At 39.2% G+C, this 24,554-nt stretch carries 27 protein-coding genes and 1 tRNA gene; 13 read left to right on the top strand and 15 right to left on the bottom strand.

Annotated elements, in window-relative coordinates; genetic code table 11:
• The first annotated feature begins 3 nt into the window (after positions 1–3).
• Both DPC56_RS04485 and DPC56_RS04480 read left to right on the top strand, forming a co-directional pair.
• Positions 4–1,188, top strand: a complete 1,185-nt coding sequence (locus DPC56_RS04485; RefSeq protein WP_112093871.1) for a radical SAM protein — start codon at positions 4–6, stop codon at positions 1,186–1,188.
• Positions 1,154–2,065, top strand: coding sequence for a cell wall biosynthesis protein (locus DPC56_RS04480; protein ID WP_245923875.1), 912 nt, complete (start codon positions 1,154–1,156; stop codon positions 2,063–2,065). Before DPC56_RS04485 ends, DPC56_RS04480 begins: the two co-directional genes overlap by 35 nt.
• Positions 2,066–2,073: 8 nt before the next feature.
• On the opposite strand, the gene DPC56_RS04475 is transcribed toward DPC56_RS04480, so the two are convergent.
• Positions 2,074–3,744 carry an ABC1 kinase family protein gene (locus tag DPC56_RS04475; protein WP_112093869.1) on the bottom strand — a complete coding sequence of 557 codons (1,671 nt, stop codon included), beginning with the start codon at positions 3,742–3,744 and terminating at the stop codon, positions 2,074–2,076.
• Positions 3,745–3,960: 216 nt separating this feature from the next.
• On the opposite strand from DPC56_RS04475, the gene DPC56_RS04470 reads away from it, so the two are divergent.
• Positions 3,961–5,010, top strand: coding sequence for a glycosyltransferase (locus DPC56_RS04470; protein WP_112093868.1), 1,050 nt, complete (start codon positions 3,961–3,963; stop codon positions 5,008–5,010).
• On the opposite strand, the gene DPC56_RS04465 is transcribed toward DPC56_RS04470, so the two are convergent.
• On the bottom strand, positions 5,007–6,299 hold the full coding sequence (locus DPC56_RS04465) for an FAD-dependent oxidoreductase (RefSeq protein ID WP_112093867.1): 1,293 nt from the start codon (positions 6,297–6,299) through the stop codon (positions 5,007–5,009). The two genes, DPC56_RS04470 and DPC56_RS04465, sit on opposite strands and share 4 nt — an antisense overlap.
• Positions 6,300–6,406: 107 nt before the next feature.
• Here DPC56_RS04465 and DPC56_RS04460 point away from each other — a divergent pair, with 107 nt between their 5' ends.
• Positions 6,407–6,649, top strand: a complete 243-nt coding sequence (locus DPC56_RS04460; protein ID WP_112093866.1) for a HypC/HybG/HupF family hydrogenase formation chaperone — start codon at positions 6,407–6,409, stop codon at positions 6,647–6,649.
• Here DPC56_RS04460 and DPC56_RS04455 read toward each other — a convergent pair.
• A complete protein-coding gene (locus DPC56_RS04455) occupies positions 6,646–7,149 on the bottom strand; it encodes an amino acid-binding protein (protein ID WP_112093865.1) in 504 nt (167 codons plus the stop codon). The genes DPC56_RS04460 and DPC56_RS04455 overlap by 4 nt on opposite strands.
• Positions 7,150–7,252: 103 nt before the next feature.
• On the opposite strand from DPC56_RS04455, the gene trpE reads away from it, so the two are divergent.
• From trpE to trpD, 7 genes are read left to right on the top strand one after another with little or no spacing between them, the layout of a single operon-like run.
• On the top strand, positions 7,253–8,608 hold the full coding sequence (trpE, locus tag DPC56_RS04450; protein WP_112093864.1) for an anthranilate synthase component I: 1,356 nt from the start codon (positions 7,253–7,255) through the stop codon (positions 8,606–8,608).
• Complete coding sequence (locus tag DPC56_RS04445; RefSeq protein ID WP_112093863.1) at positions 8,605–9,192, top strand: anthranilate synthase component II; 588 nt, start codon at positions 8,605–8,607, stop codon at positions 9,190–9,192. The genes trpE and DPC56_RS04445 overlap by 4 nt, the downstream gene beginning before the upstream one ends.
• Positions 9,193–9,201: 9 nt before the next feature.
• Positions 9,202–9,999 carry an indole-3-glycerol phosphate synthase TrpC gene (gene trpC, locus DPC56_RS04440; RefSeq protein ID WP_245923874.1) on the top strand — a complete coding sequence of 266 codons (798 nt, stop codon included), beginning with the start codon at positions 9,202–9,204 and terminating at the stop codon, positions 9,997–9,999.
• Positions 9,992–10,654, top strand: coding sequence for a phosphoribosylanthranilate isomerase (locus tag DPC56_RS04435; RefSeq protein WP_112093862.1), 663 nt, complete (start codon positions 9,992–9,994; stop codon positions 10,652–10,654). The genes trpC and DPC56_RS04435 overlap by 8 nt, the downstream gene beginning before the upstream one ends.
• A complete protein-coding gene (trpB, locus tag DPC56_RS04430) occupies positions 10,651–11,829 on the top strand; it encodes a tryptophan synthase subunit beta (protein WP_112093861.1) in 1,179 nt (392 codons plus the stop codon). Before DPC56_RS04435 ends, trpB begins: the two co-directional genes overlap by 4 nt.
• On the top strand, positions 11,826–12,632 hold the full coding sequence (gene trpA, locus DPC56_RS04425; RefSeq protein WP_112093860.1) for a tryptophan synthase subunit alpha: 807 nt from the start codon (positions 11,826–11,828) through the stop codon (positions 12,630–12,632). Before trpB ends, trpA begins: the two co-directional genes overlap by 4 nt.
• Positions 12,633–13,718 (top strand): anthranilate phosphoribosyltransferase, encoded by a 1,086-nt coding sequence (trpD, locus tag DPC56_RS04420; RefSeq protein WP_112093859.1) that lies wholly within the window; start codon positions 12,633–12,635, stop codon positions 13,716–13,718. It abuts the gene before it with no gap.
• Here the strand turns inward: trpD and DPC56_RS04415 are convergent.
• The 12 genes from DPC56_RS04415 to comA all read right to left on the bottom strand — a co-directional run bounded on the left by DPC56_RS04415 (position 13,700) and on the right by comA (position 22,361).
• A tRNA-Ile gene (locus DPC56_RS04415) sits at positions 13,700–13,773 on the bottom strand. The two genes, trpD and DPC56_RS04415, sit on opposite strands and share 19 nt — an antisense overlap.
• Before the next feature lie 47 nt (positions 13,774–13,820).
• On the bottom strand, positions 13,821–14,381 hold the full coding sequence (locus DPC56_RS04410) for an adenylate kinase (RefSeq protein ID WP_112093858.1): 561 nt from the start codon (positions 14,379–14,381) through the stop codon (positions 13,821–13,823).
• Entirely contained in the window at positions 14,382–14,678 is a 297-nt protein-coding gene (locus DPC56_RS04405; protein ID WP_112093857.1) for a metal-sulfur cluster assembly factor, read from the bottom strand.
• Between the two features lie 81 nt (positions 14,679–14,759).
• Positions 14,760–15,671: a DUF5591 domain-containing protein gene (locus DPC56_RS04400; RefSeq protein ID WP_112093936.1), complete on the bottom strand. Its 912-nt coding sequence runs from the start codon at positions 15,669–15,671 to the stop codon at positions 14,760–14,762.
• Between the two features lie 4 nt (positions 15,672–15,675).
• Entirely contained in the window at positions 15,676–17,133 is a 1,458-nt protein-coding gene (locus DPC56_RS04395) for a glutamate synthase-related protein (RefSeq protein WP_112093856.1), read from the bottom strand.
• A gap of 19 nt (positions 17,134–17,152) precedes the next feature.
• Positions 17,153–17,629 carry a TIGR00295 family protein gene (locus DPC56_RS04390; RefSeq protein WP_112093855.1) on the bottom strand — a complete coding sequence of 159 codons (477 nt, stop codon included), beginning with the start codon at positions 17,627–17,629 and terminating at the stop codon, positions 17,153–17,155.
• A 21-nt stretch (positions 17,630–17,650) separates the two neighbouring features.
• Entirely contained in the window at positions 17,651–18,178 is a 528-nt protein-coding gene (gene tfe, locus DPC56_RS04385) for a transcription factor E (protein WP_112093854.1), read from the bottom strand.
• A gap of 313 nt (positions 18,179–18,491) precedes the next feature.
• Positions 18,492–19,325 carry a coenzyme F420-0:L-glutamate ligase gene (locus DPC56_RS04380; RefSeq protein ID WP_112093853.1) on the bottom strand — a complete coding sequence of 278 codons (834 nt, stop codon included), beginning with the start codon at positions 19,323–19,325 and terminating at the stop codon, positions 18,492–18,494.
• 6 nt (positions 19,326–19,331) lie between these two features.
• Complete coding sequence (locus DPC56_RS04375) at positions 19,332–20,012, bottom strand: (Fe-S)-binding protein (protein ID WP_394339522.1); 681 nt, start codon at positions 20,010–20,012, stop codon at positions 19,332–19,334.
• A gap of 76 nt (positions 20,013–20,088) precedes the next feature.
• On the bottom strand, positions 20,089–20,790 hold the full coding sequence (locus DPC56_RS04370; RefSeq protein WP_112093852.1) for a GTP-binding protein: 702 nt from the start codon (positions 20,788–20,790) through the stop codon (positions 20,089–20,091).
• A gap of 18 nt (positions 20,791–20,808) precedes the next feature.
• Positions 20,809–21,585 (bottom strand): ATP-binding cassette domain-containing protein, encoded by a 777-nt coding sequence (locus DPC56_RS04365; protein WP_112093851.1) that lies wholly within the window; start codon positions 21,583–21,585, stop codon positions 20,809–20,811.
• On the bottom strand, positions 21,585–22,361 hold the full coding sequence (gene comA / locus DPC56_RS04360) for a phosphosulfolactate synthase (RefSeq protein ID WP_112093850.1): 777 nt from the start codon (positions 22,359–22,361) through the stop codon (positions 21,585–21,587). The genes DPC56_RS04365 and comA overlap by 1 nt, the downstream gene beginning before the upstream one ends.
• Positions 22,362–22,457: 96 nt before the next feature.
• Between comA and DPC56_RS04355 the strand changes: the two genes are divergently transcribed.
• Both DPC56_RS04355 and ftsZ read left to right on the top strand, forming a co-directional pair.
• Positions 22,458–23,021 (top strand): pyruvate kinase alpha/beta domain-containing protein, encoded by a 564-nt coding sequence (locus DPC56_RS04355; RefSeq protein ID WP_112093849.1) that lies wholly within the window; start codon positions 22,458–22,460, stop codon positions 23,019–23,021.
• Positions 23,022–23,334: 313 nt separating this feature from the next.
• A complete protein-coding gene (gene ftsZ, locus DPC56_RS04350; RefSeq protein WP_112093848.1) occupies positions 23,335–24,465 on the top strand; it encodes a cell division protein FtsZ in 1,131 nt (376 codons plus the stop codon).
• The last annotated feature ends 89 nt before the right edge of the window (positions 24,466–24,554 follow it).

The raw sequence follows: 24,554 nt of genomic DNA, 5'->3' as shown, positions 1-24,554 counted from the left end.
AAGATGGGGATAACAATCAACAACTGTAGAAGATGCAACATTTGCAACCTAGTACTCTGCCCTGCAGGAAACGTTAAAAAAGCGGCCGAAAAGGGCGAATGTTTTGAATGCGGAGCATGCACATTAGCATGCCCATATGAAGTCATAAAACTAGAGAAAACAAAAAAAGAAAAAGTAGAGGTTACAGTAGACGGTAAAAAAGTGAAAGTAGCTGGGCTCGTGAAAGACGCTCTAAAAGCCGCTGGAATAGACGTGGGGAGATCACCCGAAAACAATAAATTTATGCCATGTGAATGTGGAGGTTGCTGGGCCTGCGCAGTCAAAATCAATGATAAAATAGCACTATCATGCATAACACCACTATCAGATGGTATGGAAATAGAAACTGATATAGAAGCGCCTTTAAGGGTTATGAGTGGGTTCGGGGCCCATATGGTGGGTGGTGTTGGAACGCCATATTATCTGAAAAATAGCATAAGACCAATAGAAGTTGTTGGATTCACACACGGTTGTAACCTGAGATGTCCACAATGCCAAAACCACAGGATAGCATTCACAGCAAAAGCACAGCTACTAGAACCAAAGGAAACAGCCAACATCCTACTAGGACTCGAATCAATATACGGGACCGGTACAATAACATTCTCAGGTGGAGAATGCACATTAAACAAAAAATGGCTACTTGAAACAATAAAAAACATAAAAAGAGAAAAAGGGCTTAACATACACGTTGATACCAATGGAACAATCCTTAAAAAAGCATACATAGACCAGTTAGTAAAAAGAGGAATGACACAGATAGGCATAGACCTCAAAGCCCTCAAAACAAAAACATTCCAACACATAACAGGCCTAAAGGACAAAAAAATCGCCAAAGAATACCTAAAAAATTCATGGAACGCCACAGAATACATCAACAACAACTACCAAGAAAAAGTATACCTAGGAATCGGCATACCATACAACAAAGACTTAATAACCATAAAAGAACTCAAAAAGATGGCGGAGAAAATCCGCAAAATCAACCCAGAAATCCAAGTCTGCGTACTAGATTACAGGCCGGAATTCAAAAGACAAAACATCAAAAGACCATCCTATAATGAAATGATCCAAATAAAAAAAATATTAAACAAGGAAGGCCTCAGAACAGTCATTGTCCAAACTACACACGGCCACATCGGACCATGATGGTGGAAGTACCATGTTAAACAAGATCATCATCGCAACAATCCTAACACTAATACTAACACCAACAATAAAATCTCTCATAGAAAAATATGCAAGATCCACCAACCTCTATACTAAAATCAGAGGCGGTACGCCACGTGGAACCGGCTTGGCACCATTCATTATCCTCATATTATTTTTACCCACACCTTACAACCTTCTGGTAGGTATAATGGGTATTTTAGCGTTTATCGACGATATCATAGGAAGAAAAGAGATAAAAAAATTAAAGGTCGAATGGGGACAATTAGCAAGAGGCCTCGGGATAATACTCGTTTCCATCATAGGATATCCATTTATGGGCCCCTCCAGCATCCTTGTGGCCTTAATGATACAACCTTTGAACATTGCAGACATGCAACCAGGAACTGCTTGCACCACTATAATAATAACCTCAATTTTAGTTATCGTCTTATCCTTGTTCAAAAACCAACCCATATACCTTCCACTCCTAATATTAGTCACTTGTCTCGCATATTCACCCTTGGATTACAAAGGAAAGACTATGATGGGTGAAATAGGTAATCACAGTTATGCCATAGCCCTTGGCATAAGCTTCCACCTCATCGGAGGATTCAAAACAGTTCTAATACTATTCCTGGTTACAACATTTATAATAGCCCTAATAAGAAGAAAAAACTTGAAAAGGTATATCCAAGAAAATCTCGGAATCGAAAACCCAACCCTAGGGGACTGTTTCATGGATGTTATAAGTGGGGGTGGACTCGGAGACTTGCTAAGACAATTAATATTAAATGATAGAAAATTCAAGATCGAAAATAGAATTTTAAAAGCCCTTGGATTTAGGAGATTATTTTACAATCCTCATAGTCTGTGAACCCATGGTTAATGGTATTTTCCACCTTTTAGGATGGAAAATAGTAATCCTAGGCCTATCAGAAAACTAAGGATGAATCCAAGCGATCCAATATAGGGTATTCCAGGTGCTATGCGAAGTTCTGCTGTTATAACCATGGATGATCCGATGATCAACGCCGAAGCTAATAATGCGAGTGATATTCTATTACTTGAACGTTCAATTCTATCTGCTAGTTCATCAAGGTTCTTGTGTTCTAATTCTATTCTTATTGTTCCTTCTCCTATCACTTGGAGACCCTTTATGAAGGTTTGGGGGATTTTACCTATCAGATGTTCTAATTGGATAATCTTTTTCATGTCCACCTTGAAAATGTTTAATGGGTTTAAACGGGCTATGATCAGTTTCTGGACCATCTCTTGGGCTATCTCTAGTGCATTAAATTGGGGATCCAATCTTTCACCTATACTTTCGATCATGCTTATTGCCCTTACAAGGAGTACGAAGTTTCGAGGGATTTCCATCTTGTGTCGTATTAGCATTCTTGGCATTGTAAATTCTTTCATGATATTTCCAATCCTTTGAAGATCCGCCCCATAATATCTTTCGAACAAATCCATTATATCATATTTAAGAGCTTCTTTATCAGTTTCTGAGCTTATTATCCCCATAAGTTCAATTTCTTCTATTATACCATTCACATCATAATCTATAATCGAAATTAACAATTCTATGAGCTTATCCCTGAAATCTTTGTCGATGTATCCAACCATCCCAAAATCTATGAAATATAATATTCCACCTTCTTGAACAATAATGTTAGCCGGGTGGGGATCAGCATGGAAAAATCCATGAATAAAAATCTGTTTAAAATAACATTCAAATCCCCGCTTAGCTATAACCTTCCCATTAAATTTAATTGGTGATTTCAAAATATCTGATAATTTCACGCCCTCAACATATTCCATTGTAAGAACCCGGGAAGTGGAATACTCCCTATATACCCTAGGCGCATTGATCATATCATCATCTGCAAAAAGGGAACGAAACCTTTCTATGTTATTAGCCTCATTATAATAATCAAGCTCTTTAAATATACTCCTCTCGAATTCCTCCACGATACCTGGAAGATTATAATATCTAAGCCTTGGAACATTCCTATCCACAAGCTTCGCAAGGTACTTCATTATAATAATGTCCTTACGTATCTTCTCCTCTATACTTGGCCTTTGGACTTTAACAGCAACTCTTCTACCATCCTTCAACCTAGCTTCATGAACTTGGCCAACTGAAGCAGATGCGATTGGATCCTCCCCAAAATCCCTAAAAATGTCACTTATAGACCTTTTAAGTTCTCCTTCTATAGTCTCCTTAACTTCCCTATAATCTAATGGTCTTGCTTCATCCTGTAACTTTGATAATTCCTCTGCAATCTCTTCACCCACCATATCCGGGCGAGTGCTTAACATTTGCCCCAATTTTATAAAAGTAGGCCCAAGTTCTTCAAAGGCCAATCTAAGCCTCTCGGGTGCCGAAGCATCGACTTCCATCTCAGGATCCCTAAAATATAATCTAAGTGGCTTGAATAATCTCTCTTTAAATTTGGTTTTTCCGAGAAATTCACCAAACTGATACTTCCAGAATACTTGGATTATTTCCCTAAGTCTCCTTATATCAGGCTTTTCTGGATAAAATTTCATAAACACCAACAAGAAAATTATATAATATATAATATGTAAAGTTTTAGGATAACTTGGAAGGTACAATAATAGAGGCCCAATAACCTATCCATTGGATTTTACAAACGAATTATACAAGCTAAAATTCAATCAAGGGACTTTAAGATTCTATGAAATGTTCTCAAAAAAATTGTCCAATATGGTGGGGGGACCCCCACTTTTGAGGTGAGGAAAAAAATGAAAGCATTGTTCATGATCACAGGCCGTGGTATGGGTGGGGACGCTGTAATGGGACTTAATATAGCGCAGATTCTTTCTAGTAGAGGCTTTGAATGCGAGTTTGCCTTAGATCGCACAGCCCCTGGTATACTGTTCAAAAAAAGAAATATAAAATGGCACAAGATGCTGATACCACAGGCCGGAGGCCATGCCGCCACAAAATCCAGTCTATTTAAAGCTGCTTTAAAAGCCCTAAAGGCTACATGGGAAGGTTATAAGTTGATAAGAGAGGTTAAACCGGATATAGTGGTTGGTGTTATAGGTGGTGGGGCTGTAATCGGTTGCTTATCGGCTAAATTAGCCAGAGTACCTGCTGTGGGCATATCAAACACTCCAACCGATGCTAGAATATGTAGAATCCTCAATCCAACTATAATGTTACCAGAATCTGGCTTTTTCAAAATCAAAAACATGAAGAATGTTTACAGTTCATACTCTCCAATAGACCCAAAGATTACGATGGGCAACCATGATAATGCGCTTAAAAGGATGCCACCATCCTTCAACGAGGATTTTCCGACAATATTATTTTCCTCTGGTTCGTCACTTTTTGAGCTAATGGCAAAAGCTGCTAAAAAAATAAGTGAAACTGACATAAAAGCTAATATTATTGTAATAGGCCACCCGCTCAAAGAGCGTTATGAAAAATACCTTCAAAGTCCCAGGATCATAAACCTAGGATATATAGATTGGGTTCCGGACCTTTACAGTCTTGTTGACCTTGCAGTGTTATCTGATGATGGAGTCATGATACATGAAGCCATAGCATGCAAACTTCCAATAATCGCATTAAAGGGTGTGAAATATGGTAGATATCATAACATGGCCTCTGTGTTCCCTGGTGCTGTGGTTGAAAGCGATTTTAATAATCTCGAAGACACTTTGAAAAGAGCGCTTGAAATGAAGGATGAAATGAAGGAAAAAGCATCCTCTTATAGTGAAAAGGTTATAAAAGCTGGTGAAAGAATCGCTAATATAATATTGAAGGTTGCAATGGGGGAAATTTAATATTTTGCAAAGAAACGCATTAACTTGTAAATGACATCAGTTGAAGGGTGGGTTTCTATAAATTTTTCGAAATCATAGGTTTTAACTCCTAGCCTTAATAGGAGTGATAGATAAGATACCATATGACGACTTGAGGGGGCTATTGAATAAACTTTTTCTATGGTTCCTGTTTCAAGGTCTACTTGGACTTTACCAAGGCCTGTATTGTCATCTAGGACTTTCCAGAATGAACCAGGACCTGCAGCTCCTGGCATTTTCCCCTCAACGGATTTTTCTCCTTTTGTTTCTTCCATTTCGATGTAACTTACATCATAGCCTAGTGATATTGCATGTGGGATGTAGGTATAATCTATCCTTTTTTCTATCCCTGCAGCATTTAATCCTGCTATTGCACCTTCCATGCGCGCTACTGGTGTTGTTCCAATCCCGCCGATAACATCACCTGCGGCATAAATGTCTTTGCAACTTGTCTGCATCCTATCATCGACTATGATATTCCCTTTTTCACCTTTTTTGACAATGTCTATTATCTCTGAATTGGGGATCATGCCTGTAGCTAGGAATGGGAGCCCCTTAAAGTACCCTTTGTCTGTTTTAACGGCTTCTCTTTTTATATTTTTTATGGTAGTGTTTGTGTGGATTTCAACATCCCTTAATAGTATTCTAGTTATGTAATCTCTTATTTCGCTGTCTATTTTTGCTAAGAATTCTCTTCTGCATATGATATGAACCTTAGATCCTAGTATTGAGAATATGTTAGCTACTTCAGCTGATATAATCCCGCTGCCGATTATAATTAGATTTTCTGGGATCTCTTCTATGTTTAGGATGTCCTGGTAGTTTATGGCGTTTTCACTCCCTTTGATTGGGGGTGTGTATGGTCTTGCGCCTGTTGCTATTATCAGCTTATCATAGTTGAATTTTTCACCTTCTACTTCTACGTGTGTATTGTCTGGGACTTTTGCTTCCCCATATATTACTTCTATCCCCGCCTCTTTGGTTTCCTTTTCTGTTATCTTCCTTATCCTTCTGATTGTCTTTTTGATCCCATCTGCTATTTTCCTGTATTCTAGGTTATAATCGACTTCTAGAATCTGGTGCCTATTGAAAGTTTTAGCATCAGATAAAAAGTTTGTTATGTCTCTTAATCCGCATATGACCATGCAACCTTGGTTTAGGCATGTGCCGCCTAGGTGATTCTTTTCTATGATTGTAACATCTTCTTCTAATGATGCTAATTCTATGGCGGCCGCTCTTCCAGCCGGCCCTCCTCCTATAATGATGTTCATAGGATGTGCCCCCAATTGGATTATCCCATTTTAATAATCTTTATAAGTAAGCTGTTTCAAGTATCATATTATAGTGTTATCTGTATATATATGGAGAGGGATTAGCAATGTGTATAGCAGCGCCTGCTCAGATAATAGAGATTGACGAGGAAGAGAATAGTGCAGTGGTTGATTTTGGTGGTGTGAGGCAGAAGGTTAAGCTTGATCTTGTGGAGGATGTTACTGAGGGTAGATATGTCCTTGTACATTCAGGGTATGCTATTGAGGTGTTGTCTGATCAGGCTGCGAGGGAGTCTTTGGAAGCGTGGGATGAACTTTTAAAGGTTCTTGAAGAGGAGAACCTAGATTAGTATATTGAAACTCTTTTTACTCCTTCTATTTTTAGGAATTTTTTGAGGAGATCGCCTGGGATAGGTTTTTCTGTTATAATTGTCAGTTTTGGGTTTTCTTCAAGTTCTGGGTCGCTTGCATGTGCTTGTCTTATACTTATACCTTTTGAGGCTATTAGGGTTGCGGCTTTTGCTAATATGCCTGGGTTGTTGGCGTTTGCTTCTATTTCAACCACTCCAAGTTCAAGATTTTTCGCTGTTTCTTTGAGGAGGGCTCCTGCTGGTATTATGCTTTCGAAGATTTTTTTTAGGTCTTTGTCTTGTAGTATGACTTGTGTGGTTGCTCTTATTGTTCTTCTGTCGACGTTGGCGGCTCTTGCAAGGGCCATGTCACTTATTTCCACGTCTCCACAGTATATTTTCCCGTTAGGGCCTACTCGGAGTCCGAGTTCTACGATTTTTTTCGCCACGTTTATTCTTGCTGGGTACTTTTGGAATTTGTGTTTTATTTTTTCCCACATTAAAATCACCAATGTACATTATTATACAAGTAAGATTTAAATAGTACTTTAAAGTATAAGTATTTTGTGTACAGACCACAAGGAGCGATAACCATGCAAGGAAGTGAATACTTTTGGAAAAACCCCTAAAACATTCAAACTCGACTTAAAAGATCCATTCGAACTATTCAAGCAATTATACCATGATAATGATTCTGTTTTTCTCCTAGAATCAATGGAAAGCGACACAGGACTCGCAAGATACTCATTCATAGGCTTCAACCCCATCTTAATAATCAGGGCAAAATCAAACATCCTCGAAATAGAAACAAAAGACGACACAGAAAAAATACACACTAAAAACCCATTCGACATCATAAAAAATTTCCTAAAAGAAAAAAACAAATCCAAAGGCTTCGCAGGCGGACTCGTAGGATACATCTCATACGAATCCGCAAGATTCTTCGACAAAATCCCCATAAAAAACCCCGATTTCCCAGATTTCGAATTCGGCCTATTTCTTGATGGGATAAAATTCAACCACCTCACAGGCAAATGCACCTACATAACACTCTCAGAAAACCGACTAGACCACATAAAAGAAGCCTCAAAGGATAACCCCCAAGACCAAAATAAACTCTCATTCAAATACAAAGGAAGAATCTTCTCCAAGGACCAATACGAAGAAATGGTCCTAGAAACAAAAGAAAGGATAAACAAGGGAGAAATATTCCAAGCAGTAATATCAAACGCCCATAAATACAAAATAAAAGGCAACAAACTCCACTTCTACGAAGCCTTGAGAAAAGTTAACCCCTCACCATACATGTACCACCTCAAATTAGGTGAAAGGGAGATCATAGGCTCCAGCCCAGAAATGCTTGTAAGAGTTGAAAACAGGAACGTGGAAACATTCCCCATCGCAGGAACGCGCCCAAGAGGATCAAACGAAAAAGAAGACAAAAAAATCGCAGCCGAACTTTTATCAGACGAAAAAGAATTAGCAGAACACCTAATGCTAGTAGACCTTGCAAGAAACGACCTAGGAAAAATCAGCAAATACGGATCAGTCAAAGTCAAAGAGTACATGAGTATAAAAAAATTCTCACACGTACAACACATCATCTCCCATGTAAAAGGAAAACTCAGAAAAGACAAAACAGCAATCGACGCTCTATCATCAGTATTCCCCGCGGGGACGGTTACAGGAGCCCCTAAAATACGCGCAATGGAGATAATAGATGAAATAGAAGCCACACCCAGAGGTGCATATGCAGGAGCCCTAGGCTACTTCTCATTAAACGGAAATGCTGATTTTGCAATCACAATACGATCCCTCATAACCCAAGGAACCGAAGGAAAAATACAAGCAGGCGCAGGCATAGTATACGATTCAATACCAGAAAAAGAATTTCTAGAATGTGAAAACAAGGCAAAAGCACTTATATATTCACTCAAAATGGCAGGTGAAAAAAGATGATACTCCTAATCGACAACTATGACTCCTTCACATACAACCTCCACCAACTCATCGGAGAAATCATGAAAGAAAAAAACATGAAACAAACCCTCAAAGTGCTGAGAAACGACGACAAAAAACTCCTAAACCTCAATAAATCAAAAATCAAAAGCATAATAATATCACCAGGCCCGGGCAACCCCCTAAACAAAAAAGACTTCGGATTCTGCCATGAAATAATCAAAAAGTTCAAAAACAAACCGATATTAGGCGTCTGCCTTGGACACCAAGGAATATACGCAGCCTTCGGCGGCAAACTATGCTACACAAAACCCACACACGGAAAAATAACAACAATATTCCACAATGGCACCCACATCTTCGAGAATATTCCAAATCCCATCAAAGCCACCCGCTACCACTCAATCGCATGCGACCCACTCCAAAGGCCACAAGAAATCGAAATAATAGCATGGTCCGCAGATGGCATAATCATGGCAATAAAACACAGAAAATATCCAATCTATGGCTTACAATTCCACCCAGAATCCATAGGAACAGCCTATGGAAAAGCAATACTCAAAAACTTCCTCCTAAATGGGTGAATCCAAAAAATGATACTCAAAAAAATAATCACAGAAAAAAGGAAAGAAATCTCCAAAATCAAAACTAAAGAAACAATCAATGAGCTGAAAGACAGAATAAGTACAAGCGATCCCCCAAAAGATTTCAAAGAAGCACTTAATGGAAAATTTTCAATCATATGCGAATATAAGAGGGCCTCACCATCCACAGGACCCATATCATCAAAAAGATTAGAAGAAAGTATAAAATCATTCGAAAATGGGGGTGCAACCGCCATATCAATTTTAACTGAAAAAAAATTCTTCAATGGAGACATCAAATACCTCAAAACGGCTAAATCAATAACGAACCTCCCAATTTTGATGAAAGATTTCATAATAGACGAATACCAGATATTCCAAGCAAGAGCCTATGGAGCAAGCTCAATACTTCTAATAGCTAGCATATGCCCCAACCTGGAAACATTTATAAACATATCCAAGAGCCTTAACATGGAACCCCTCATAGAATGCGAAAATTCCCTGGAAATCTACAAGGCCCTCGAAAACGGAGCCGAAATAATAGGGATAAACAACCGAAACCTAAGCAATTTCACAATCGATTTCAACAAGACTAGAGCATTTGCACCTCTCATACCCAACGAAAAAATCTTAGTATCAGAAAGTGGCGTGAAAAGGTCAGAAGATGTTAAAATGCTCCGCGAATACGGCGCAGATGCAATTTTAATAGGAACAGAGGTTATGAAATCAAAAAATCCATCAGATTTTATAAAAGACCTTTTAATAGCAGGAACCCTCACTCCCAAAGGAGGATCACCCATTGAATGAAATCAAAATTTGTGGTATAACAAACAGAAAAGACCTCAAATTAATCAATAATAAAGTAGATTACATAGGATTTATAAACGTTAAAAGATCACCCCGCTACCTCCCATTATCCAAGATCATAGAACTGGTAACTGACAAAGAAAAAGCCGTGCTTGTACTAGAACCAAAAAATCCAGAAGAAGTCATAGAAAAAGTTGAAAAAACAAGCATATCCAATGTTCAACTCCACTCCTTCAAACCATCACAAATAAAAAAACTAAAGGTTCAACTCCCAGAAAACATACTACTTATAAAAGCTGTGGGAATCCCAGAAAAATTATCCCCCAAGAAAAAAAAGGAAATAAAGTCCTTCGCCAAAGTCTCAGATGCCATATTATTTGATTATGAACTCCAAGGAAAGACAGGAGGAACAGGAATCCAAATACCACTAGATATAGCATGCCAAGCAGCAAATATCGCTACACGTGCAAAAAGGGATATAAAACTTTTTCTCGCGGGTGGAATGAACCTCCAAACTTTAAAAAAGAATTACAAGCTTATAAACTCCCATTTTGATGTTGTGGATTTTAATTCATCCCTTGAAAAATCACCCGGGATAAAGGATCCCAATAAAATCAAGGAACTGCTAAACTACGTTAACAAGGTGATCAAATGATAAAAAATGGCAAATTCGGCAAATATGGTGGAATATTCGTACCAGAACTTTTAATACCCGCATTAGAAGAGCTAGAATCAGCATTCTTCAAATACAAAGATCATGGCAGATTCAACAAAGAACTTGATTATTACCTGCGAGAATTTGCAGGAAGACCAACCCCATTATATTTCGCGTCAAACCTTTCCAAAAAACTAGGATGCAAAATATACTTGAAAAGAGAAGATCTACTCCACACAGGAGCCCACAAAATAAACAACACACTAGGACAAGGACTATTAGCAAAATACATGGGCAAAAAGAGGCTAATAGCTGAAACAGGCGCTGGACAACATGGTATAGCAACCGCAGCAGTTGGTGCAATGCTAAAAATGCCAGTAGATGTTTACATGGGAGCTGAAGACATAGAACGCCAAAAACTCAACGTATTCCGAATGGAAATCTCAGGAGCAAAAGTCATACCAGTAAACACAGGATCAAAAACATTAAAAGACGCCATCAACCAAGCAATGAGAGACTGGATAAGCAACATAGAAGACACACACTACTTAATAGGCTCCACAGTAGGCCCACACCCTTATCCCACAATAGTAAAACACTTCCAGAGCATAATCGGAAAGGAAACCAAACAACAAATACTAGAAAAAGAAGGAGAACTCCCAGATGCCATCATGGCCTGCGTAGGTGGTGGTAGCAATTCCATAGGGATATTCTCAGCATTCATAGAAGATAATGTAGAACTTATAGGAGTCGAAGGAGGTGGAAAGGGCCTAAAATCAGACGAACATGGAGCCACACTTTGCAAAGGAACCACAGGAATACTACACGGTTCACTATCCAAAGTACTGCAAAATAAAGATGGCCAAATAAAAGAAGCACACTCAGTATCAGCCGGACTAGACTATCCCGGGGTCGGACCAGAACACTCATACCTCAAAGAAATCGGAAGAGTAAAATATGTTGCTATAACAGACCCCGAGGCTCTAAGAGGCTTCCAATTACTTTCAAAATATGAAGGCATCATGCCAGCCCTTGAAAGTGCCCACGCAATAGCCTACATGGAAAAATATGCTAAGAAACCTGAAAACAAAGGCAAAACAATCATAGTAAACCTTTCAGGTCGTGGGGACAAGGACATGTTCCTAGCAGCCAAACTACTAGGAGTGAAAACATGAAAACGTACCATGAAATGTTCACAGACCTTAAAGAGAAAAAAGAAGCTGCTCTCATGCCATTCATCGTAATAGGAGATCCTGATTACAAAACCTCATTAAAAATAGCAAAAACCCTAATTAACAATGGTGCAGATGCGCTTGAAATAGGATTCCCTTTCTCTGATCCAATAGCAGACGGTGCAACAATACAAGAAGCGGACACAAGAGCCCTGAAAAATGGAATAACGGTAGACAAATGCTTCAAATTTCTAAAAAAGTTGAGAAGATCCACAACAATACCCATAGGATTACTCGTCTATTATAATCTCATCTACCAACATGGCGTGGAAAAATTCTACGAAGATGCCATGAAAGCCGGTGTTAACAGTATACTAATCGCAGATCTACCCCCAGAAGAGGCAGAAGAAGCCCTTAAAGCCTCAAAAGAATATGGTATTGATCAAATATTCATCATAGCCCCAACTACCTCAAACGAGAGACTGAAGATGATCTCAAAACACGCATCAGGATTCCACTACCTCGTATCAGTCATGGGAGTCACAGGCGCGAGAAGAAAAGTTAAAAAAAGCACCCTCACCTTCATAGAGAGAGTCAAAAAAAATGGGAAACTCCCAATAATGGTCGGATTCGGAATCTCCAAACCATCACATATAAAAGAAATAATCAAAGCAGGAGCTGACGGAGCCATCGTAGGAAGCGCAATAATAGATATCATAGCAAAAAACTTGGATAATCAGGAAAAAATCCTCAAAGAAATCGCGAAATTCACCAAAAAGATGAAAAAAGCCACGAGGAGGTCATAAATGATAAAATCAAAAGAAAGGGTCGAATTTAATGATATAATCCAGAAAATAACAACTGGCACCAATCTAGAAGAAAAAGAAGCATATACTTGCATGATGGACATGATCCATGGCAGAATGAACGAAATACAAATAGCCGCAATACTAACCTCTTTAGCTACAAAGGGGGAAACAGTCCCAGAGATAACAGGATTCGCAAAGGCCATGAGAGACTCTTGCAAAACTATCAAAACACCCCCAGGAGTAGATGTTGTTGACAGCTGTGGTACTGGAGGTGACAGGCTTAAAACATTCAATATAAGTACTGCGGCCGCGATAATAGCAGCATCAGCAGGAGTTCCAATAGCAAAACATGGTAACAGGGCAGTTACAGGCTCATGCGGGGGTGCTGACATCCTTGAAGCTGCAGGGGTGAAAATAGACCTCCCAATCCAAAAAGTAGAACTTTCATTGGAAAAAATAGGGATCACATTCATGTTCGCGCCAAAATTCCACACAGCCACCCGTAATGTAATGCCCATAAGAAAAACACTTGGTATAAGGACAATATTCAACATCTTAGGCCCATTAACATCCCCTGCAAGGGCTAGAATACAATTATTAGGCGTTTTCGACCCATCCTATGTGAAACCACTAGCAGAGGTTCTTTATAGATTAGGGGTTAAAAGGGCGATGGTAGTGCACGGCTTCGATGAAAAAAGCGAACCAGCCATTGATGAAATATCCATTATGGGCGAAACACACACAGCCTTCCTAGATAATGGTAAAATTCAGATAAAAAAATTATACCCAGAAGACTTCGGATTAGAAAACGGAGACTCTGAATCGATAAAAGCAGGTTCCACAACCCGCGAAAACCTCAAAATATTCCTTTCAGTTTTAAAGGGTAGAAGAGATTCAAAGGCGGATAAAACGCGATTTAATATTACTCTTGCGAATGCCGCTGCCCTCGTTTATCTTGCAGGGAAAGCCAAAAACTTTGAAGATGCTGTGGAAATAAGCAAGGAATATGTCAAATCAGGAGCGGCCTTAAAAAAATTGAAAGAGTTTGTGAAATTTACAAGGGATGGGCCCGCTGGGATTTGAACCCAGGACCTCACGGTTATCAGCCGTGCGCTCTAACCACCTGAGCCACGGGCCCCCACTGTTAATTTGACTTTTTTGCATTCTAGTCTTATAAATCTTTTACTATGAAATGCGTTGATGGAGTATTAATAGCTTTTTCATCTCATTTATTGTTTCTTTAAAATCTATGTTTTGGATTATGTATAGTGTGCATCCTATCATGGCAGAGGATATCATCATTGATATCCTTAGCATTTCTATGTGTTCACTTAAAGTTTTTATTGTATCTTTTATCCTCTTTTTCGCGTCAAGTTTTCTTCTCAATAGTATAAGTTCTGGGGGGGATTCTATAAGTATTATGAGGGACGGTTTTATGATTTTAACGGGTAGTGATAATATGTATCCTATGGGTGATTGGTCAAGGCCATGTAAGTCTATTAGGGCTTTTTTTTGCTTTTTTATTTGAAGTGCAGCTTCTTTCCATATTTGGTATTGTATCTGTATTGGGAGTGAGAATAGTTCATCTTCTGTCTCTGCGAGGTTCTTTTTCCTTGCAATCTTTAACATGAGATCTCCATAGTTTATGTGGGGATAGTCTACCTTCTCTGATAATTTTTTACATAGGCTGGTTTTACCCACTCCTGGTACTCCAACCACGCTTATGAGGTCTTTTCTCCTTGGCATTTATAACTTGTTTACCATTTCTGTGATTGCATCTGCCATTAGATGTCCTGCTATGATAATCTCGGCCCTGTCGATCCCCTCAACTTCTTCTACTATGTTTTTTGCATCCATGGCCATTCTAGCTGCGCTCATGCAACCTGGGTTGGTTGGTCTTATGGTTATCTTTGCTATTGTCTGGTCTCTCTGTTCTATTTCAATGTTCTCAACAAGTCCCATGTCCATTATACTTATACCCATGTGTGGGTCTGTAACCTTTGCTAAAGCTTTCTTTATTTTCTCCACGAGATCATCTGCCATTATATTACCTCTAATTATGATTTGATGATAAAAGTTTGATTTTTTCTAATCTTTATCCTAGTTTAGCATTTAAATAGTTTATTATTTGGTTCTGTGACGTACTTTAACGGCCACCCCATATTCTGCTTTTATCATCTCTTCTCCGTTTAGGATGGCTTTACCGACTCCGACGAGTTCATCCTTCCGTGTTATTATAACTTCATCCCCTGGGATTATACTAGGATCCGCGTCCACCACTCCTGGCGCGAATAGGGTGTTTGACTCTAATTTGAAATCTATTTCAACCCAGTTAATCTTTAAATCTGCTAGTAGGCGCCCTCCATGAAGCGTGGGCACATATAATCCCCTGTCCATCATTAAAGTGTGAAGATGGTTATTATCTTTGTCTAGGATCATTTTGTTATATCTTCCTTTTATTTTAAAATCTTCGGGTATTAGATTGGCTCCTTTTTCGCCAAATTGATATTTTGCGATGGATTTTAACCCGTTTAAAAGTTTTATACGTTGAGGTATTTTTTTATAACCTCTTATACTTTTTTTAAGGTTTTCCATGGATTTTTTGGATGTTGGTTTATCGTTAAGGCAAGTGAACTTACATTCATCAAGATACTCCTCGCAGACTTCCCTGTAACCACCTGTTACATGAGCTATAACATCCTTATCCCTGACATAATCCCTTAAAACTTCTCCTGTAACCTTTTTTTCTTCCCATGACCATTTACCTGTTGTTGAAACATCATAGGATGAAATAGGATACGTATTTTCCATCTCCCTTGGACAGATAGCAAATGGTGATGTTAATATCACTTCCTGGATTCTACGAGTAACTTTCCTGAATATCTGATGAGACCTAGAAGTTGAATAGGGTTTTTTCATACTACAAGGTAATATTACCACTGCCTTCCCAGTAGGTTTGAGGAGTTTCATCCTCTCCCGCCAACGGACGGCCTCGGGACGATAGAGAGATTCTTCAATGGAACATTGCACCCTTATCACTCTATGAACCCCCAGGTATTGAACCATCCAACCATTTTATACCGGCAAGCTCTGCAAGTCCCTTCTTAAAGGAAAATATATCAGAATCATCTAACAATCTAATATCGTCTTTACCAGTTACCCTTGCGAAATCTGCAATCTCACCAGTAGCAACCTTTATAAAGTTTTCCAGCCTCTTGGTTGCCTTTTCAAGGTCAAACTGTTTCATTAAATGGGGATCATGTGTCGTGATGCCGGTAGGGCACATTCCAGTATGACATAGACGGTGTTGTTCACAGTTGAGGGCTATGAGGGCTGCGGTACCGATATAGATGGCGTCAGCACCCAATGCTAAACATTTTGCCATGTCAGCTGAAGTTCTAATACCGCCACCAGCTATAAGGGAAACTTCTCCCCTTTTTTCTTCTTCTTTGATTATCTGAGCCGCTCTTGGAAGCGCGCTGATGAGAGGAAATCCCACATTATCCCTTATATGCGTGAAAGCTGTGCTAGTACCCCCACCAAATCCGTCAATACTTATGAAATCAACACCACAATCAATTAGTAACCTAATATCCTTTTCTATGTCTCCACATCCTATTTTAGCCCCAATCGGGGCGCTGGGGTTAATTTCACGGAGCCATTCAATCTTCTCTCCTAGTTCTTTGACATTTTTTATATCAGGATGACGAGCTGGTGAATACGCTCCTTCACCCTTTTTTATCCCCCTTATCCGCGCAACGTCCGAACTTATCTTTTCAGGGGGTAGGTAACTTCCTTTACCAGGATAGGCTCCCTGGCCAAATCTTATTTCTATGGCAGCGGCCTTTTTTATAATATCTTCGTTTAATCCGAACCTTCCGGTTGAATATTGTAGAATGAGCTGGGATGATGCAACTTTTAATTCATATTGTAGTACTCCCCCTTCACCTGAATTATAGGCTATCCCTAGTTTTTTAGCTGCAAGTGCAATGGCTTTTTTGGCCTTTTCTGATATTGCACCATAGCTCATCCCACTTATTATAATGGGTGAATTGACTTTAAGCGGTTTTTTGGCCTTTGGACCAATTGTAACTTTTGTGTTGACCTTTGCATCCCCATTTAATGGCATTCTGTGGATTTGTGCTGGTATGAAATTTATGTCATCGAATGTGTATGGTGGTTTTTTTGGCGAGCCCATTGAACCTATAACGTTTTTTCCCTTTGACATTATTTTTATCTGGATAATTTTTTCATAGTCTCCTGGGTCTTCACCTTTTTTTCTCCGACGCATGAAAATGCGCTCATCACCTATAAGATCTTTATTACAGAAATAAAGGCCTTCTAATTTTTTCTCATAGTATACTGGGCATGAGGAGCAGAGGCATCCCCTCTCATGCACCTCAAATCGGCTGTTACCCTCTAGGCAATATAATGATTCTCCATGGAAGGGGTAACTTGGGCATTTTGGGCAAAGACAATCCTTATTTGACAATTTCACCCCCCCGATCGGAGAGAATTTAAAGTTCGAGTTCTCTGTGCAATTTTTTAAGCCTTTCTATTGCGGGATGATTTTTTCCTAACTTTTTTTCCCATTTTTTCAATACAAATGATATGTCTACTTCCTTTTCCCCATTTATAAGGTTATCAGCATGTGCAACTATCTTTTCTTCTAGGGTGACTGGAATATAATCCTTCGGGGGTAAGCCTAATAATATTGCCTCATCCTTTGGTATGCCAGCCCCTATATGCCTTTCAACTATCTTTATTATACTCTTAGGGTATCCTCTTTCTTTGAGGATTTTAGCCCCTATTATCCCATGTTGGATGTTGTTAGTCTTGCATCTTCCTATGTCGTGTAAAAGGGCGGCTTCTTTGATTAATTTTCTGTCAACTTTAAAATTCTTGGATATTTCAAGCGCCTTTTCAGCCACTTTTTTAGAATGGTTTATAACCCACTGGGGACAGCCAACTTCTTTAAGTAGGCGGATGCTCAAAAAGTCACCTAAAAATTCCTTTTAAGAATAAGATCTGAAGTTGAAGGGTACTTCTGAACCATTATTTTCATATAGTCTCAGTTCTTCTTTGATTTCTTGTATTATCTCTGAATTATCCATGTATTCAAGTTTCTCATGGCATTCTGGGCATCTGAAATTGTTTTCAGCAGCTTCATCAAAGGTGTACCTGTAATGGCCGTTTTTGCATGCGAAGAACATGTTATTTTCTTCGAATGCTAAGAGTTCTTTCAGGTTTTCTACAATCTCACGGTTTCTTTTCTTCATTATCTTCTCGAGCTTCTCTGATTCGAATTTCCACGTGTAAGTGTACCATTGAGTTTCGGGGTCCTTACTCCTTTTGTAACTTGCTATCCCAGCATCATAAAGTTTATACAATATTCGGCGGACTGTGTTCAATTTTAGGCTGGTTTTCTCGGCTATCTCCTCATCAGTTATACTACCCCTCATCAGACACTCAACTACTGGCACACCCTCCTCTTCGTTGACTATTTCATGGATCAACTCTTGTATTAATGTATTGTTAATCAATTAAACTCCCCCTGGCACTTGGAAATAACCTAGTAAAAAATTTACGCTGCTATTTTTCTTGCAATCTGGCAGTACCACTTTTAGATTTGCATGTAATTCTATGAAATTAATATTATATAAATTTATATATAAAAGGGAAATGGAAGTTTTTAAATATTGGTATTATTTACTGTAATAAGCTTATAAACTGGGGGGATGGGCCTATCATCCCACTATCATAATATCATCCCCCCTTAATGAATTTTTATGTCTATTCCAAGAGTTTTTCTAGCGTCTTCACACATCATTAGGGGGTGGTTCCCTCGATAAGGGATTAAATTTCTCTGATTATAAGTGCAGGCACATGTTCAATTGATTCAAGACTTCTAATAGTTATCTTATCCTTTTCTTCCTTAAAGATTTTCTCCATATCATAGACCGTTTCAATATGTTCCTCACGGTTTTTATGATAATCTTCTGCAACCTTAGCTATCTCAAATATAATATCTATGTTAATCCTCCTTGAAACTGCAATTGGTGTTGGTAATATTGTATCTGAGAATCTTCCAAGGAGATAACCCCAAAATCCAGTATCAGATTTTATACCATCAACGGCACATGGCAAGGGAGTGAAATAATATCCCATCAACTTGTAGGTGGCATCAGTATCAACTATAATAACTGTAACATCCTTACCATAACCATCCTTTATGCTCCTGGCAATATCCTCTGAAACACTCTTAGGATTCTCTGGTAAGAGAGCTACTAAAGTCCCTGGAAGATTACTCAAATCAATACCAGCCTCAGAACCAGGCTTCAAAGCATGCTTAATACCATAATATCTGAGCACAACCTCTTTGTGGGCCCTAGCCTCCTTTGGAAGTCTTCTCAAATTTCTTATTGTCCTCTTTTTCACCCCAAACAATGGCCCCAGGAGGTAACCCCAAATATATTTAGACCACACATCCGCAAGTAAAAAAGCTAAAAAAGATGGTTCATACTCTGATTCATCAACTATACGCCCCTGTGATATGGCGACTGGCGTCTCAGAAATTACAAGATAATCCCCATCATCGACTATCGGACCAGCCTTATCTATAAGTTCATCCAAACCCTCATTAGGCTTTATATACCCCGTTTTCACTGGAATGACCCTATATTTATCCATGGAGGATCATCTTCCCAATTTTATAGGGGGAGCCCACACCTTCAAATCAATCCCCTCTATAAGGGCCCTTTCACCCTCCAATTGTACTATGACCCCAGAATGTACCTTCTGCATCATACAATGATGGGGTATGAAACGGACAGTTTCGCCTACAGAAGGTAATCTCCCCTCTATTATACCCTCAAATCCACTAACAAGACATATACCAATCTCTTTGAATTCAAAATCCTTATCAAGCCTATGACATGGACCCACTATATGAACAGTGATAAGCCCATGATTTTCATCTATTATCTTCGCAAAATGGGTTATGGGACAACCAAGGGGTCTGTAACGGATTACTTCCCCTATGTTAAGTTCTTCATTTGTGAAGGGGTAAAGTATTTCACGACAAGAACTTTCACTTGGGAGTGGCTTCAATATGAAATCGGCCTCATAATCATCTAGTAGACCAGTTATCACTTTCTCCTCAGGTATTATTTTCTCCTCTTTGAGTAACCTTTGAAGTTCTTCAAGGTTTTTTGTGAAAATCTCCTGGTATAAGAATCTGCAGTCTTCGAGTTTAGCATGTCCCCTTATTAGGGCGCCTGCAAATTCGTCACATCTTGCATAACCACATATACCACAATTGAAACCTGGGAGGGATGAAATAATCTCTTCTTTAACCGATCTTTTTTCCATCATCATAAAAACCTCTCAACAAAAAGATACAAACTCTCTCTCTTTTTTTGAAAGCTTGGAATGTGAATTCCGTCGTTCGATTTTATTCTCCTTGATATGTTTGGAATCCATCTATTCTTCGAAGTATCCCCCTATGATGTTTCTTGTTAACCCTTGTTTCACCCACACATAATGTGCATACTGCAAGTGGGGCAGAGTGTCTGAGTTTTTCGCTTTCAAGGGAAACTTCTGGGCTTTTAACCATCTCCTCTGCCAATTCTAAGCATCCTTGGCCGCTTAACCCATTAGCTTCTATTATCTTGGCATTAGGGTTTACTTCGAGTATTCTTTCCCTGAATATTTCACGTTCCGCCTGTGATATCATATCCCCTTTGGTCACCACCACAATATCCGCTGTTGAAAGGAACGGACCAACCTTTAATGGTGTGTTAGGCCCGCTTGTGGCATCTATAACACATACACCTAGACAATTTTTTGTATATGGTGCACATCTATGACATAAGCCAGCAGTTTCTACTATAAGAAAGTCTGAATTGTTCTCTTGCGCCCATTTTATCATGTCTTCTATGTTGTATATCGCATAATGGTCTGGGCACATGTCCATTGATAGGCCTACAAGGGTTGGTACGCCTATTTTTTTGAATTTTCTATCATCGTCAGTGTAAAGGCAATCAATTTTAACAACTGATGCTGTGAAATCATCTCTCATAAGACTTTTTAAAACGTGAACTAGGACTGCTGTCTTCCCAGAACCAGGAGTCCCTGCTACTATAACCATTCTCATCCTTATTTCAACCCTCCACTAGCTAGTTAAACCCTTAAGTTGTATATTCTCTATGATTTCACCATGTCTTACCTTGTCCCGCAAGTTGAGGAGTAGATCGTCTATCTTGCTAAGTTCTTTTGAGAGTTCCTTTTCATGGGGTGTGGTTGTAACTATTTTTTGCATGCCACCATTTTTCATGACAATCCTTTTATCCGTCATCAAGGCGAGGATAGGGTCATGGGTGACTACCATAACAATCTTACCATGCCCTGAAAGAACCTCTAACGCCTCATGTTTCCTTATACCAGCATTTTCTATCTCGTCGATTAGCACTATCGGAGAATCACTTATTATAGCCACATCAGCTACCATAAGGGCCCTTGATTGTCCCCCACTTAATATTGTCAGATCATGGCTCTTTTTTATGGGTTCGCCTGTTAATGTGTTAGCCAATTCTATAACCTTGTTTACGCATGATTTGTGAGCGCCTCTACATTTAGCATGGAGTGTCAAGAATTCGCCTACTGTCATGTCAGCCAAGAAGTTCATGTTCTGTGATAATTGGGCCACCATCTTCTTACGTGGGTTGGTACGGTCTTCGTATGTTGGCTCTTTATCATTTACGAGTATTTTTCTCCTGGAAAAGGTATCCCTTTGGGCTAATTGTTCAATATCAGCTATTAGTGAACTTTTACCGCTACCTGTGGGGCCTACTACACCGAATATTTCACCCCTGTTTATATCAACTCTTCTGACGGGTTCTTTTTTCCCAAATTTGTCATAGCCGCCTAATATTGTCACCTTTTTTATCATTAGAGCTTCACCTTTCCTAAAGTATCCCCTCTAAGCCCTCTTCGCATGCTTTCAAGGGAAATAACATCTTCTGGTGGTATGTTACCAAGGTTGGCATTGGGTCCTATTTTTAGGATGAAATAAACTTGTTGATTTTTTTGTGGAGCTTCCCATATCAACTTTTCCGCTGGTAAATGCTCTATAAGGTATTCAACTTCATCTTCTTTAACATTACCTTTCTCATCATATACTCCAATGTTCTGGCCACTTTCTCTAGCTTCTATCAAAACCTTTTCAGCACCTGCTCTAAGATCATGTTTCACATGTTCTACCCTTTCCTTGAGACTTATTATTTTATCATTCCTTGGATCTTTTTTACCAACTTCTGAGATCACTTTAAATCCATGATCTATTGTATTCTCTATTACCCTGGTTTTCTCCTGCCTTGGCAAGTCTATTGAGCCATCTGATATTTCAAGGTATTTGAAGCCGAGCTTTTCAGCTTCATGAAAATATTCCTCTAATTTACCTTGGATATATGCTATCTCAAAAAGTGTGCCCCCAGGGTGTGCTTCAACCCCATAATCCCTATAAATCCTGATTTTTTCTTTTATAATATCTCTATCACATAAGCTTATAATACCCCATCCAAATTTTACAAAATCTAAATGTTCACCAGCTATCTCTAAGAAATCCTCTACCATACGGGGGCCTAAACCCTTATCTAACATCATGGTAATACCAGTATTATATTGTTCTCTTATCCTGGCTGGTGCTAAAAAATTAAAGGCATGCATTATACTTCACCTTATCGTCATGGGTTGAAGGGGATGGTCATATGCTAGGTGGATTAAATAATATAACTTGTCTAATATAAAATTATGGTGATTTCTATGATAAAGGGTATATGCTATTTTGAGACCCCGGGCCCAGAAAATACTGATAAATTATTAAAACTTGTTAAAGAGAGGTCAGAGGAACTTGACATAAAGAATATAATTGTTGCATCCGTTTCTGGTAGGACAGCCCTCAAATTATCGGATATATTAAGTGATGCGGATATCGTGTGTATCACCCACCATGCAGGTTTCAAAGAAAAGGGAAAATTAGAAATGGACCCTAAGATAAAGGATGAATTGACAAACAAGGGTGTAAAGGTGTACGCAGGATCCCATGCATTAAGTGGTGTTGGCAGGGGGATCTCCAACAGATTTGGTGGTGTCACACCAGTTGAGATAATGGCTGAAACCCTCCGCATGGTCTCTCAAGGATTCAAGGTTTGCGTCGAGATCACTATAATGGCTGCTGATGCAGGTCTCATACCCATGGATAGAGAGATCATAGCAATTGGTGGCACTGCACAGGGGGTTGACACGGCCCTAGTCGTTTCACCAGCACATATGAACAATGTTTTCGACCTTAGAATACATGAAATAATCGCAATACCCCGCCCCTAAACCATTCTTTAACTTCTAAAGTTGGATACTATAAACCTTTGCTCATGGAAATTCATAAGATGGAGTATGAGTAGCAATCCTTGAATCAGATGGAAAAAATAGAATAACGTTAAAGTTATATATACCTACATTAAAAATAAACAGTTATAATTAAAATTGATGAGAAAGGCTTCACCACCAAGTAGGGCAAATAATATAACATTCACCCACAAGTTGAGTTGAAATCATATAATCCCTCTCATCCCGTCTTAGGTAAATGGGCATCCCATAATCAAGACTGGATCTCCAAAAAAACCTTATGTGGGGGTAACAATTGAAATTTATTAACGAAGCAATAAAAGAGGGCAATGTAAAAAATAGAAAGCCAGCTCCTACAAAAATAGACGAAGACCTTAAAGAGCTAATAAAAGAAAGCAGGGCGAAAATATACGTCGTAGGTACTGGCGGGGCGGGGAATAATACCATAACCCGCTTAAACGAGATAGGAATAGAAGGAGCGAAGACCATAGCCATCAACACTGATGCACAAGATCTCTATTATACCATCTCTTCCCGTAAACTCCTAATAGGGAAAAGTATATGCAATGGTCTCGGAGCTGGTGGCATCCCAGAAATTGGGGAAGAATGTGCAGAGGAAAGCGAAGACGAGATAAGAAGAGAACTTGAAGGAGCAGACATGGTATTTGTGACCTGCGGCCTCGGCGGGGGTACAGGCACTGGTTCGGCGCCAATAATATGTAAGTTATCAAGGAAGATAGGAGCCCTGACAATTGCAGTAGTAACATTACCATTCAGTGCAGAGGGGCTTAAAAGGAGGGAAAACGCGGAGATGGGCTTGGAAAAGCTCCAGAACGCTGCTGACACCGTTATTGTTATCCCCAATGATAAACTCCTAGAAGTTGCACCCAACCTACCTATAAACAAAGCATTTATGGTTGCTGACGAAATCCTAGGCCGAGCAGTTAAAGGTATAACAGAACTAATCACGAAACCAGCCCTTGTCAGCCTAGACCTCTCAGATGTTAAAAGTATAATGAAAGGTTCGGGGATGGCGATAATAGGAATGGGCGAATCAGAATCAGGAGACAGGGCATTAGAATCGGTCCATGAAGCCCTTAACAGTCCACTGCTCGATATCGACATATCCAATGGTAAAGGCGCCCTTATAAACATAGCAGGAAGCTCAGACCTCACATTACAGGAAGCCGAGAACATAGTCCAGGTAGTCGCAGAAGAATTAGACCCAGACGCAAACATAATCTGGGGAGCCCAAATACAAGATGAACTCCAAAACATGGTAAGAACAACCATAATAGTCGCAGGAGTAAAATCCCCATACATTTACGGTTCCCCAACCGAAAAGGAGATCATAAGCGAAAGGAAAAAAGAGAAGAAGTCCATTGATGATTCGGCACTAGAAGAATTTATAGATGGCGTATTCTAAACCACTATTTTAAACTGGTAGCGAAGAATTTATAAGTCCCCCCAAAAAAATAATATACTATAATATCATAGAATTTTCAATCCTCTTTT

Origin of the sequence: Methanothermobacter tenebrarum (genome assembly GCF_003264935.1) — an archaeon.
Taxonomy (GTDB): Archaea; Methanobacteriota; Methanobacteria; order Methanobacteriales; family DSM-23052; genus Methanothermobacter_A; species Methanothermobacter_A tenebrarum_A.
The sequence above is the reverse complement of the archived record's forward strand: the minus strand, read 5'-3'. Positions and strand labels throughout refer to the sequence as shown.